Here is a 12,056-nt window from a genome sequence, read left to right on the forward strand (position 1 = left end):
AACTGCGTTCTATCGTCCTTGTTTGGGCATCGTCGTTTTCGGGAAAGCGGTATCCACTTTTTCCGGATCGCACTCTAAGCGGCCTTCCGGGCTCGGTCGTTCGGCCTGGGCCGAGAGGATTGCTCTCCTCCATGATGTCACAGGACCGGGGGGCCGGGAACCGCCCCTGAGCGGAAGTCGAACCGGGAACGTAGAATTCCGATTCAAGAGGGCGAGGTGAAATTTTCTGCCGCGATGCAGCGCCGCTTGGCCGCGGGTGGGGTTGGCCCAGAGGCGCAGCGGCCCGACCAGAGGAACGATGGTGAGGTGCAGGCGTTCATCTAACCGAAGGGCAGGCGTTTCCGATGGATAGATCAGCCGCAGCTAGTGAGCTCGCGCAGGCGGCGCAGTTGCTGCGTCGCTCCGCCGTTCGCGAAGGCAGGCCATTTCCCTTAGGCGCCACCTGGGATGGCCTTGGTGTCAACTTCGCGCTGTTTTCAGCGCACGCGACCAAGGTGGAGCTGTGCCTGTTCGATGACGCAGGCCAAACCGAGGTCGAGCGGATCGAGCTTCCTGAATATACCGACGAAGTCTGGCACGGCTATCTGCCGACCGCGCGTCCAGGATTGGTTTATGCCTATCGCGTCCATGGTCCCTATGAACCGGACGCCGGCCATCGCTTCAATCCGAACAAGCTGGTGATCGACCCCTACGCCCGGCAATTGGTCGGGCAGTTGCAATGGGGCCCCGAACTGTTCGGCTACAAGATCGGCGATCCCGACAACGACAAATCGTTTGATGACCGCGACAATGTCCATCTCGTGCAGAAGTGCCGGGTGATCGATCCCGCTTTCACCTGGGGGCGTGACCGCAAGCCCGCGACACCGTGGGAGCGCACCATCATCTACGAGATGCATGTGAAAGGCTTCACCAAGCTGCATCCATTGGTGCCGGAGGCCGATCGCGGCACGTTCGCCGGCCTCGCCTGCCCAAACGTATCAGCGTATCTGCGCTCGCTCGGCGTCACCAGCGCCGAGCTGCTGCCGATGCATGCCTTCGTCGACGACAGCTATCTGGTCGACAAGGGTCTGCGCAATTATTGGGGCTACAACTCGCTCGCTTTCTTCGCGCCGGATCCGCGCTATCTGCGCACGCTCTGGGCGACCGAGTTCAAGGAGATGGTCAACCAATTCCATGCCCACGGCATCGAGGTGATCCTCGACGTGGTCTACAACCACACTGCCGAAGGCAACGAGCTCGGACCGACGCTGTCCTTCAAGGGCATCGATAACGCGAGCTATTATCGGCTGCTGCCCGACCAGAAGCGCTACTACGTCAACGATACCGGTACCGGAAACACCGTCAATCTATCGCACCAGCGCGTGCTGCAGATGGTCGCCGACTCCTTGCGTTATTGGGCAACGGAGATGCGCGTCGATGGCTTCCGTTTCGATCTTGCCACCATTCTCGCACGCGAACCCTACGGCTTCGACGAGGGCGGCAGCTTCCTTGATGCCTGTCGGCAGGACCCGGTGCTCTCCAGCGTCAAGCTGATCGCGGAGCCATGGGACATCGGCCCCGGCGGCTACCAGGTCGGCCAGTTCGCGCCGGGCTGGGCGGAATGGAACGACAAATTCCGCGACACCGTGCGAAGCTTCTGGAAGGGGGATGCCGGACAGGTCGCCGATTTTGTCAAGCGCATCACCGGGTCGGGAGACCTGTTCAACAAGCGCGGCCGCAAGCCGTGGGCGAGTGTCAACTTCGTCACCGCCCATGATGGCTTCACCCTCAACGATCTGGTCTCGTACAACGACAAGCACAACGAAGCCAATGGCGAGAACAACCAGGACGGCCATTCCAACAATTACTCATGGAATCACGGCGTCGAAGGTCCAACCCAGGATGCGGAGATTGTCGCGTTGCGCGAGCGGCAGAAGCGCAACTTCCTTGCCACGATGGTCTTGTCGCACGGCACGCCGATGCTGCTCGCCGGCGACGAATTCGGTCACAGCCAGAAGGGCAACAACAACGCCTATGCGCAGGACAACGAGACCACCTGGCTCGATTGGATGAAGATATCGCCTGAAGGGCGCGCCTTGCGCGAATTCACGCGAAAGCTGATCGCGATGCGCAAGGCGTTTCCGATCCTTTATCGGAGCCGTTTTCTGATCGGCACTCACAATGAGGAGCTTGATGTCAAGGACGTGACCTGGCTCGCCCCGTCGGGCGAGGAAATGACCGTCGAGCAGTGGCAGGACGGCAATGTGCGCTGCTTTGGATTGCTGCTTGATGGTCGCGCCCAGGAGACCGGCATCAAACGCCGCGGATCGGATGCGACCCTGCTGTTGATCTACAACGCCCATTTCGACGTCGTGAACTTTACGTTGCCGAAGGTCCCGGAAGGACAGCACTGGCAGGGGCTGATCGACACCAACCAGCCGGAGGGGCAACTGCCGAGCTTTCCGTTCGGCCACGTCTATGCCGTGACCGGACGCTCGATGCTGGCGTTCGGTCTCGCGAGCGAAGACAGCGCCATGCGCCGCTTGCGGCATGGCATCGGCACCATCCTTGATGTCGCCGAGCTCCCGCTATCCGAGTAATGGGTTCACCTGGACGAGGTGAGGTTCCGCAATCCGGTCTCAGCGCGCTTGCGCAAAGGCGGCGAAGCTGCGGGCGACATGCCGGTACACTTCGCGGCGGAACGGCACGACGAGGTCGGGGACGCGGTCGAGCTGCTCCCAGCGCCAGGCGTCGAATTCGGCCGGCTGTCCGTTGCGCGGTGTCAGCGGGTCGATCTCCGCGTCGCGCCCGGTGAAGCGCAGCGCGAACCATTTTTGCCGCTGTCCATGGAATTTGCCGAGACGATGCGGCGGTCCGTTGTAGGGCGGGAATTCGTAAGTGACCCAGTCGGTCTCGCCGAGATAGTCGGCGGAGACCGCACCCGTCTCCTCCCAGAGTTCACGCATGACCGTTTGGCGCGGTTCTTCGCCAGCATCGATGCCGCCCTGCGGCATCTGCCATTCGAGCCCGGGAAGGATGATTTCCGGACCATCGTCCCGGAAGCGATGGCCGATCAGCACGCGGCCGGACGTATTGAACAGCGCGATCCCGACATTGGGGCGGTATAGCTTTTCCTCGGACATTCCTATCGGCCCGCGAGCCTGGTAAACTCTTGCACCACGCGCTCGTAGACCGGCCGCTTGAACGGCACAATCAATTCGGGGAGATTCTTCATCGGCTCCCAGCGCCAGTTCGAGAACTCGGCCTTGTGGCCTCCGCCGCCGGGACGTTCCACGTCGATCTCATTGTCCTTCCCGGTGAAGCGCACCGCGAACCATTTCTGGCGCTGGCCGCGATAACGGCCCTTCCAGGCGCGCCCTGCGACCGTGCGCGGAATATCGTAGATCAGCCAGTCGTCGACTTCGCCGAGCCTCTCGACCGAGCGGACGCTGGTCTCCTCGTAGAGCTCGCGCTTGGCGGCTTCCCAGACGTCTTCACCGGGATCCACGCCGCCTTGCGGCATCTGCCAGATGTGGGTGTCGTCGACATGCTCGATGCCGCCGGCGCGGCGTCCGATAAAGACCAGCCCGTCTCGGTTGAGCAGCATCACGCCGACGCAGGTCCGGTAAGGCAGCTCTTCGTAACGCGTCATTCGATCAGGACTCCCAGAGGGTGATCGGGAACCAGTGGGAATTGGTTTTCCAAAACGATCACGCTCCAACAAAAAGACGAGACCATGACCCGATATCATCCTCGCGGATCATGATCTGCAAGACGGGCGGGGTCCGGAAGTCGCGCCATCAGGTTAATGCTCTAGCCCGATTTTGATTTCAGCATCGCGGTTGTCAATGGCACAAGCAGGATGCCGCGCGCCTCGAGCGTCTTGGTCCAGGCCGCGAGGCGCTCGATCGAAATCGGCAGCGCCGAGGCCACGCCGACCGCGACCCCGCGTTCCCTGGCGAGCGTCTCGAGCTTGACCAGCATGCGGTCGATCTCCACCGACGTCGGAACCGCATCGATGGTGAAATCGGCTTTGGCAAAGGGCAGCGCCTGGCCAGCGGCGAGCGAGGCTGCGACGCTGCGTGGCGTGGCGCCGTCGTCGAAATAGCTCAAACCGCGCTTGGCCGCTTCGCGCATGATCGGCTGCATCACCGGATCGGTCGCCACGAAACGGGCGCCCATGAAATTGGCGATGCCGGCGTAGCCCTGGATGCGGCTGAAGTGCCAATAGAGCCGGTCGAGATTCTGTTCCGCGTTCAGGGTCGTGAGCAGCGTCTGGGGGCCGGGATCATTGTCCGGGTAATCGAACGGCTCCATCGGGACTTGCAGCAGGATCTCGTGGCGCTGCGCACGCGCCCGTTCGGCAAGCTTTGTCGGATCGGCGCCATAAGGCGTGAAGGCCAGCGTCACCGCCGGCGGCAGTTTCATGATGGCGTCGGTGGTTTTGGCGGCGCCGACGCCGAGCCCCCCGACCACGATCGCCACCACGGGCGTTTTTGCCGCCTTGGCGCGGTCGGCATCGGCCGCATAGACCGTAAACGGCCTCAAGCCGTCGGCGACCATCGGGATCATGCCATAGCGCGATTTTTCCAGAAGGCGCTGGTCAATGCCGGCCATCGGCCCTGGCGCGGCGTCGGACTCGGCCTTGTCGGTGGCATCGCCGCCGATCACGACGTCATGCCGCGCGCCGCTTGAGCCGTCGATGATGGTGACCGTCTTGCTCTCGCCGGAAGCCTGCCTGGGCGGCGATTTCGCTGCAGGCTCGGCGGCAGGGCCGGCCGCCGCGGGTTTTTCCTCCGCCACCGGCGCCATGCGCAAGGCGATATGGGCGATCGGCTCGCCGCCGAGCGGATCGTCGTTGAACAAGGCGATACCGGCGAAGGTGACCAGGATCAGGCCGAGCATCACCGCCAGCGCCTGCGTGGCCGTGAACGGCACCTGGAACCGGCGTTTTTTGGCCACGGTTTCCTGTCCGAGCGGTGCGCTCAGTTCGTCGGCCGCCTCTGCCATGAACCCCCCGAATCAGATCCGCCGACGATAGCACGTGGCAGCCGGTTGCAGAGAAGGTCGGCCCTGAAGCCCGGGTGAAGCGCAGCGTAACCCCCCGGGGCGCTCTTAGACGCGGATACAGCGGTCCCGGGTTAGGCTGCGCTTCACCCGGGCAACGGCACCTTCCAAATAAAAAGGGCGGCCGAAAGGGCCGCCCTTGGTCTGAATTCGCGGTGGCCGATCAGTTCGCGGCCTTGCTGCCCTGCTTGTTGTCGACCGCAGCCTTGTCGCCGTTCGCGGGCGGCGGCGCCGAACTCGCCGTGGACTTGATGCCATGCAGGAGGTCGTCGGCCAGCTTGAGCGCCTTGTCGTCCTTGGCGTCCGGCGGCACGTAGGACTGCGAGCCGGTCTTCTCGTCGCCGTCGGACTTCAGATGGCCGCGCAGCGAGGCCTCACCCTTGGTGTCGGTCCGGGCCTTCAGTTCATCCGGCACGTCCTGCAGCACCTCGATGTCGGGCACGATGCCCTTGGCCTGGATCGACTTGCCGGATGGCGTGTAGTAGCGCGCGGTGGTCAGCCGCAGCGCGCCATTGCCGCTGCCGAGCGGGATGATGGTCTGGACCGAGCCCTTGCCGAACGAGCGGGTGCCGACCAGCGTCGCCCGCTTGTGGTCCTGCAACGCGCCGGCGACGATTTCGGAGGCCGAGGCCGAGCCGCCGTTGATCAGCACGATGACCGGCTTGCCCTTGGTCAGGTCGCCCGCATGGGCGGCGCGGCGCTGGGTTTCCTCGGCATTGCGGCCGCGGGTCGAAACGATCTCGCCGCGCTCCAGGAAGGCGTCGGACACAGTCACGGCTTCCTCCAGCAGGCCGCCCGGGTTGTTGCGGAGGTCGATGACGTAGCCCTTCAGCTTGTCGCCGATCTGGCTCGAGAGATTCGCGATCTCCTTCTTGAGGCCCTCGGTGGTCTGCTCATTGAAGGTGGTGATGCGGATATAGGCGATGTCGTCGGCCTCGACGCGGGCACGCACCGAGCGGACACGGATGTTGTCGCGCACCAGCGTGACCTCGATCGGACTGTCCTGGCCCTTGCGGACGATCTTCAGCCGGATCTTGGTGTTCACCGGCCCGCGCATCTTCTCGACGGCCTGGTTGAGGGTCAGGCCCTGCACCGCCTCGTCGTCGAGCGTGGTGATGATGTCGTTGGCCATGATGCCGGCCTTCGATGCCGGGGTATCGTCGATCGGGGAGACGACCTTGATCAGCCCGTCTTCCATCGTGACTTCGATGCCGAGCCCGCCGAACTCGCCGCGGGTCTGCACCTGCATGTCGCGGAAGCTCTTGGCGTCCATGTAGCTCGAGTGCGGATCAAGCCCGGCCAGCATGCCGCTGATCGCGGATTCCACGAGCTTGCTGTCATCGGGCTTCTCGACATAGTCGCTGCGCACGCGCTCGAACACGTCGCCGAACAGATTGAGCTGGCGGTAGGTGTCCGAGGTCGCGGCGCGCGCGCTTGATCCCATCAGCACGGCGCGCGGTTGGGTAACGAACAGCGTCAACGCTGCACCGCATGCGGCGCTGAGGAGAATTACAGAAGTCTTGCGCATCATCCGCGAACCTTTTCGCCTTCATTTGCGGCCCACCATGGGCCTGGATCAATTGGAGTGCCGTCCTTACGGAACTCCACATAGAGCACGGGTTGGCTCGCGTTTGTTGCGAAAATGGAAGCAACCTGGGATGTGGACCCCATGGTCGCGACCGGCTCCCCCGTAAGTACAAACTGGCCGATGTTTACCGAAATACGCTCCATCCCGGCGATCAAAACATGATACCCGCCCCCGGCGTTGAGGATCAAGAGTTGACCGTAGCTTCGAAAGGGTCCGGCATAGACGACCCAGCCGTCACACGGGGTTGTGACCTGGGCGCCGGGCAGCGCCGCCAAAGAAATGCCTTTTTGCACGCCGCCAGCACCGTCAGAGCCGCCAAAATCTCGAATCCTGGTACCGTTAACGGGATAGGCGAACAGGCCCTTGGCCGAGGCAAAGGCGACCGCCGGGCTCAGCCGCGCCGAATCCTTCAAAGCGCCCAGATTGGGCTTTCCGTTCGGGGCGGCGGGCGTGCCCTGGAGGTTGGCGGCGGCGGCCGCTTTTGCGGCGCTCTTCAGATCCTGTTCCATCTTGGCGATCAGGCCCTGCAGGTCGTCGACCTGCTTGGACAGGGCGATGGCCCGCGCGCCTTCCGCTGCCATGTCCTTTTCGATCGCGCTCTGCTGGCGTTGCCGCTCCTCGACCAGCGCCGCGAGCCGGACCCGGTCTTCCCTGAGCTTGTCGCGGTCGCGCGCCATCGCATCGCGTTCGCTGGCGATGGTCTTGCGCAATGCAACCAGCTCGCCGAGGTCGGCGGTCAGCTTCTCCGCGCGCCCCCGCAATTCAGGTACGACCGCACCGAGCAGCATCGCGGTTCGCAGCGACTGCAATGCGTCTTCTGGCCGCACCAGGAGCGCCGGCGGCGTGCGCCGGCCGGCACGTTGCAGCGCCGCCAGCACCTCGATGATCTCGGCGCGGCGTGAATCGAGCGAGGTGCGGATCTCCTGCTCGCGGCTGTCGAGCGGGCGCAGCCTCGCCTCCGCATCGACGATCCGACCTTCGACCCCGCGCACCTGGCCCGCAATGTCGATGATCTGCTGGTTGAGCTTGCTGCGGTCCTGGCCGATCGCGGCAATGTCGGCCTTCAATTTCTCCTGCAGCTCGGTGGCTTTTCGTTGCTGTTCGCGGGTGGCCTCAAGCTCCTGCTCCCGCTGCTTGATGATATCGGGCGACGGCGCGGTTGCCGCGGTCTGTTGCTGTTGCGGCGGAGTTTGCGCGATTGCGACTGTGGCAAGGCTTGCCGTCAACAATACGACCGGAAGGGGAAGCCAGGATGCCGGATACCGGCAGCGGCGCGCGGCGTCGGGATAACGGTGAGGGTCGCGCAGCGACGGCATCGGATTGTTCAGCGCTTTCTGTTGTCGGTTCACGCGCGATGATAGGGGTGGCCGGCCAAAATGGTCGCCGCCCGATAAATCTGTTCCAGAAGCATGACCCGGACCATCTGGTGCGGCCAGGTCGCCGCGCCGAATGCGACGCGCAGCTTGGCCTTGCGCTGCAAATCAGGCGAAAGTCCGTCGGCGCCGCCGATGACGAAAATAGTGTTGGCGACCGATTGGTCCCGCCAGCGCCGGAGATACCCTGCAAATGCCGCGCTGTCGACGTTCTCGCCGCGCTGATCCAGCGCCACGAGCACATGCTTTTCCGGGATCAACGCCGAGATCGCCGCCGCTTCCTCGGCCATCCTGGTTGCGGCGTCGCGCGCGCGGCTTTCCGAAATTTCATGAACGTCCAGGCCGCGGAAGCCGAGCTTGCGGCCGATATCGTCGAAGCGCTCGCGATAGCGCTCCGCCAGTTCCCGCTCCGGGCCCTGCTTCAATCGGCCGACTGCGATGACGAATAACCGCATTAACGCATGTTAGCATGCGCCTCGGCCGATTTGCATCGGCTCAGAGATCTAGACCGCCGCGACCGGGCTTTGCGTCCACAACCGCTCGAGATTGTAGAACTCGCGCACCTCGGGCCTGAACACGTGCACGATCACATCGCCGGAATCGATCAGCACCCAGTCGCAGTTGGGCAAGCCTTCGACGTGGATTTTGCCGATGCCGTTTTCCTTCAGGGCTTTCGTGACGTTCTCCGCGATCGCACCGACGTGCCGGTTGGCCCGGCCCGAGGTGATGACCATGTAGTCGGAGTATGCTGATTTGCCGCGAAGGTCGATGGTGACCGTTTCTTCCGCCTTCATATCGTCGAGGCGGGAGAGGATCATATTCAGGGTCTTGTCGGCGTCGCCTTGCGCCTTCAAGGCCGCAGTTTGGGTCGATGTTTTACGCGCAGGTTTTGCTGCCTTGTTAGCTACCTTGGGTAAAACAGACTTGGACAATACAGGTGTGGCCAGGGACCATTCCTTTCACTGTATCGCGAACGCCGAATCTCGGTGCCCGCCGCCTATACTACGCATGTGGGGTTAAGGGTTTCAATATTCCAGTAAGCCCCACACCACTTGCCGCATGATCCACGCGATCATGCGCTAGACCGTCCTCCAGCTGCCATCAGGGTTCCGAAGGCCGGTCGAAGACAGATTGGATTTCATGCCGGTGAGAAACACCCAGGCCGGCGCCTGCTGATCCGCCAGCCGGGGCGCCTGATTCTCGGGCAGACGATAGCGGGCAAGCGCCTGTGCGGCGGGCGCGGCGAGCGCGCGGAAACTTTGTGGCGGACGGTCGATCACGGCGATCGGCACATCGGAGGCGATGCGCCGCCAGTCTTTCCAACGGTGGAACTGCGCGAGGTTATCGGCGCCCATGATCCAGACAAAATGCACGCCGGAAACGCGGCGCCGCAAATGGATGATCGTGTCAACAGTGTAGCGCGTACCGATGACAGCTTCGAGACAGCTCACATCGATCCGGGGATCGTCGGCCACTTTCAGTGCGGCTGCGGAGCGCTCGGCGAGCGCATGCAGGCCGTCGTGATTCTTGAGCGGGTTGCCCGGCGTGAGCAGCCACCAGACGCGGTCGAGCTGCAGCCGCTTGAGCGCGAACTGGCTGATGGCGCGATGCGCGGCATGCGGCGGGTTGAAGGAGCCGCCGAGCAGGCCGATGCGCATTCCGTTGGTGTAGAACGGAAGCGCCTGCGCGACCGATGGCGACGCGATCTGGGCTGGCTTCAACGGGATCACAAGTTTGGCTTCACGGCCGCGTCTGTCCGGTGCCGTGAATGCGATACTTGAAGCTTGTCAGTTGTTCGGCGCCGACCGGCCCACGGGCGTGGAATTTGCCGGTGGCTATCCCGATCTCCGCGCCGAAGCCGAATTCGCCGCCGTCGGCGAATTGCGTCGAGGCGTTGTGCAGCACGATCGCGGAGTCGACCTCGTTGAGGAATTTCTCGGCAACAGCCTTATCCTCCGTCACGACGGCGTCGGTGTGCCGCGAGCCGTGCTGGTGGATATGCGCGATCGCCTCATCGACACCGTCGACGATGCGAGCCGCGATGATCGCATCCTCATATTCGGTGTCCCAGTCTTCCTCGGTTGCCGGCTTCACGCGAGCATCGACGCGCTGCACCGTCTCGTCGCCGCGCACCTCGCAGCCGGCATCGATCAGCATCTCGACCAGCGGTTTCAAGCTGGCGGAGGCGCGATCGACCAGCAGCGTCTCGGCCGCGCCGCAGACGCCGGGACGCCGCATCTTGGCGTTCAGCACGATCGACTTCGCCATCTCGAGATTGGCGGAGCGGTCGACATAGACGTGGTTGACGCCCTCGAGATGGGCGAACACCGGCACGCGCGCTTCCGCTTCCACGCGCGCGACCAAACTCTTGCCGCCGCGCGGCACGATCACGTCGACGCCGCCGTTCAACCCCGTGAGCAATAGCCCGACCGCGGCGCGGTCGCGGGTCGGCACCAGCGTGATCGCAGCTTCCGGCAGGCCGGCCTCGCGCAGGCCCTGCACCAGGCAGTCATGAATCGCGCGGCAGGAGCGGAAACTGTCGGAGCCGCCGCGCAGGATCACGGCGTTGCCGGACTTCAGGCACAGCACGCCGGCGTCCGCCGCGACATTGGGGCGGCTCTCGAAGATCACGGCGATGACGCCGAGCGGCACGCGGACGCGTTCGATGGTCATGCCGTTCGGCCGCTGCCAGCTCTCGGTGACGGCGCCCACCGGATCGGGAATGTTGCGCACGGTGGCGACGCCGTCGGCCATCGCATCGACGCGCGCATGCGTCAGCGTCAAGCGGTCGACGAACGCCGAGGTCGCCCCGCTCGCGCGCGCCTCGGCGACATCCTCGGTATTGGCGGCAAGGATGGCCGGCGCGTTCTCGCGGATGGCACGCTCGATGGCAGCAAGCGCCCGGTTCTTCTGCTCGGGCGGCGCAAGCGCCAGCACGCGCGCGGCGGCACGCGCTTGTGTCGCGAGTTCATTCATCAGGGTCGGCAGATCGGCGTTACCGTCGATCGCCTTCAGCGGCGCAGTCATGGGGTGTCCCAGCGTTCTGTTAAGGCCATGGTCTAGCACGGAAATCGGGGTCTTGGCGAGGCGAGGAACCGGCATGGCTGGCGGGCGACGCCTGCCATCGGCCAATGGCCGAGCTTGGCAGCAGGTGCCTTGCCCCTCGTCGTTGATATCATTAAATATCATTTATTGATATCTGCAGGTACGACCATGGCCACCAGTTACAGCATCGGCAAGCATTTCGAGGACATGATCCAAGGCCTGATCGAGAGCGGCCGCTATTCGACGGCGAGTGAGGTCTTGCGCGATGGCCTGCGCCTGATCGAAGAGCGCGAAGAGCGCCGCAAGGCCAAGCTCGAAGCGCTGCGCGCCGAGATCCAGAAAGGTTTTGATAGCGGTCCGGCGGAGGAAGTCGATATCCACGAAATGATGGAATCTGTGAAAGCGCGGGGACGGCAATTATTGGCCGCGCGGAAACGTGGCGAATAGATTTCGTAAGCTTCCCCAAGCCGATCGCGACCTCGATTCGATTTGGACTTTCATCGCGGGCGATTCGGTCAGCGCCGCCAACAGGCAGATTGATCGTATCGGTGAAATCTTCGAAATGCTCGTACAGAACCCGCTGTCGGGCCGTGCGCGTCCGGAATTGCGGCGAAATCTGCGCAGCTTTCCTGTCGGGAGCTATATTGTTTTTTACGTCCCGTTGCCCGACGGCATCGAGGTCGTTCGGGTGATGAGCGCTCGGAGAGATATCGACCCGGACGACATGCTTTGGCGATCAGGCCGGATCGACAATCCTCGGACCGCCCACCACCAGATCGTCCCGGTGGATCATCTCCGCCCGGCCGCTGATCCCGAGGATGGCCATCACGTCGGGGGAAGAGCGGCCCTTGATCTTCTCGGCGTCGTCGGCGTCGTAGGCGACGAGGCCGCGGCCGATCTCATGGGTATCGGGGCCGCGGACGATCACCGCATCGCCGCGGGCGAACTGGCCGTCGATCCGGATCACGCCGGCCGGCAGCAGGCTCTTTCCTGCCCGCAGCGCG

At 63.8% G+C, this 12,056-nt stretch carries 12 protein-coding genes and 1 pseudogene; 3 read left to right on the top strand and 10 right to left on the bottom strand.

Annotated features, from left to right (window positions below):
- Positions 1-344: 344 nt before the first annotated feature.
- Positions 345-2,579, top strand: coding sequence for a glycogen debranching protein GlgX (gene glgX / locus CWO89_RS15615; protein WP_130579681.1), 2,235 nt, complete (start codon positions 345-347; stop codon positions 2,577-2,579).
- 39 nt (positions 2,580-2,618) lie between these two features.
- Here glgX and CWO89_RS15620 read toward each other — a convergent pair whose 3' ends face one another.
- The 9 genes from CWO89_RS15620 to CWO89_RS15660 form a co-directional block, all read right to left on the bottom strand.
- Positions 2,619-3,122 carry an RNA pyrophosphohydrolase gene (locus CWO89_RS15620; RefSeq protein WP_130579682.1) on the bottom strand — a complete coding sequence of 168 codons (504 nt, stop codon included), beginning with the start codon at positions 3,120-3,122 and terminating at the stop codon, positions 2,619-2,621.
- Between the two features lie 2 nt (positions 3,123-3,124).
- Positions 3,125-3,631, bottom strand: coding sequence for an RNA pyrophosphohydrolase (locus tag CWO89_RS15625; protein ID WP_130579683.1), 507 nt, complete (start codon positions 3,629-3,631; stop codon positions 3,125-3,127).
- 161 nt (positions 3,632-3,792) lie between these two features.
- Positions 3,793-4,989 (bottom strand): divergent polysaccharide deacetylase family protein, encoded by a 1,197-nt coding sequence (locus CWO89_RS15630; RefSeq protein ID WP_130579684.1) that lies wholly within the window; start codon positions 4,987-4,989, stop codon positions 3,793-3,795.
- A 220-nt stretch (positions 4,990-5,209) separates the two neighbouring features.
- On the bottom strand, positions 5,210-6,577 hold the full coding sequence (locus tag CWO89_RS15635; RefSeq protein ID WP_130579685.1) for a S41 family peptidase: 1,368 nt from the start codon (positions 6,575-6,577) through the stop codon (positions 5,210-5,212).
- Positions 6,574-7,983 (bottom strand): murein hydrolase activator EnvC family protein, encoded by a 1,410-nt coding sequence (locus CWO89_RS15640; protein ID WP_245476317.1) that lies wholly within the window; start codon positions 7,981-7,983, stop codon positions 6,574-6,576. Before CWO89_RS15640 ends, CWO89_RS15635 begins: the two co-directional genes overlap by 4 nt.
- Positions 7,980-8,462: a 23S rRNA (pseudouridine(1915)-N(3))-methyltransferase RlmH gene (rlmH, locus tag CWO89_RS15645; RefSeq protein ID WP_130579686.1), complete on the bottom strand. Its 483-nt coding sequence runs from the start codon at positions 8,460-8,462 to the stop codon at positions 7,980-7,982. Before rlmH ends, CWO89_RS15640 begins: the two co-directional genes overlap by 4 nt.
- Positions 8,463-8,510: 48 nt before the next feature.
- Entirely contained in the window at positions 8,511-8,861 is a 351-nt protein-coding gene (rsfS, locus tag CWO89_RS15650) for a ribosome silencing factor (protein WP_130579691.1), read from the bottom strand.
- Between the two features lie 225 nt (positions 8,862-9,086).
- Positions 9,087-9,713 (bottom strand): nicotinate-nucleotide adenylyltransferase, encoded by a 627-nt coding sequence (locus tag CWO89_RS15655; protein ID WP_207234489.1) that lies wholly within the window; start codon positions 9,711-9,713, stop codon positions 9,087-9,089.
- Between the two features lie 34 nt (positions 9,714-9,747).
- Positions 9,748-11,034, bottom strand: coding sequence for a glutamate-5-semialdehyde dehydrogenase (locus CWO89_RS15660; RefSeq protein WP_130579688.1), 1,287 nt, complete (start codon positions 11,032-11,034; stop codon positions 9,748-9,750).
- 186 nt (positions 11,035-11,220) lie between these two features.
- Between CWO89_RS15660 and CWO89_RS15665 the strand changes: the two genes are divergently transcribed.
- Both CWO89_RS15665 and CWO89_RS15670 read left to right on the top strand, forming a co-directional pair.
- Positions 11,221-11,499 (top strand): type II toxin-antitoxin system ParD family antitoxin, encoded by a 279-nt coding sequence (locus CWO89_RS15665; protein ID WP_130579692.1) that lies wholly within the window; start codon positions 11,221-11,223, stop codon positions 11,497-11,499.
- Positions 11,489-11,749 (top strand): annotated as a pseudogene (locus CWO89_RS15670) (type II toxin-antitoxin system RelE/ParE family toxin); the annotation flags it as partial. The gene CWO89_RS15665 and the pseudogene CWO89_RS15670, both read left to right, overlap by 11 nt.
- A gap of 39 nt (positions 11,750-11,788) precedes the next feature.
- On the opposite strand, the gene CWO89_RS15675 reads toward CWO89_RS15670, so the two are convergent.
- Positions 11,789-12,056: PUA domain-containing protein (locus tag CWO89_RS15675; protein ID WP_349644885.1), on the bottom strand; the 268-nt coding region annotated here is incomplete at its 5' end.

The sequence above is a fragment of the Bradyrhizobium sp. Leo170 genome, assembly GCF_004296405.1.
Classification (GTDB): Bacteria; Pseudomonadota; Alphaproteobacteria; order Rhizobiales; family Xanthobacteraceae; genus Bradyrhizobium.

Coding starts and splice junctions, on each gene's coding strand:
- glgX (WP_130579681.1), top strand. CDS start 345: ATGGATAGATCAGCCGCAGCTAGTGAGCTCGCGCAGGCGGCGCAGTTG.
- CWO89_RS15620 (WP_130579682.1), bottom strand. CDS start 3,122: ATGTCCGAGGAAAAGCTATACCGCCCCAATGTCGGGATCGCGCTGTTC.
- CWO89_RS15625 (WP_130579683.1), bottom strand. CDS start 3,631: ATGACGCGTTACGAAGAGCTGCCTTACCGGACCTGCGTCGGCGTGATG.
- CWO89_RS15630 (WP_130579684.1), bottom strand. CDS start 4,989: ATGGCAGAGGCGGCCGACGAACTGAGCGCACCGCTCGGACAGGAAACC.
- CWO89_RS15635 (WP_130579685.1), bottom strand. CDS start 6,577: ATGATGCGCAAGACTTCTGTAATTCTCCTCAGCGCCGCATGCGGTGCA.
- rlmH (WP_130579686.1), bottom strand. CDS start 8,462: ATGCGGTTATTCGTCATCGCAGTCGGCCGATTGAAGCAGGGCCCGGAG.
- CWO89_RS15660 (WP_130579688.1), bottom strand. CDS start 11,034: ATGACTGCGCCGCTGAAGGCGATCGACGGTAACGCCGATCTGCCGACC.
- CWO89_RS15665 (WP_130579692.1), top strand. CDS start 11,221: ATGGCCACCAGTTACAGCATCGGCAAGCATTTCGAGGACATGATCCAA.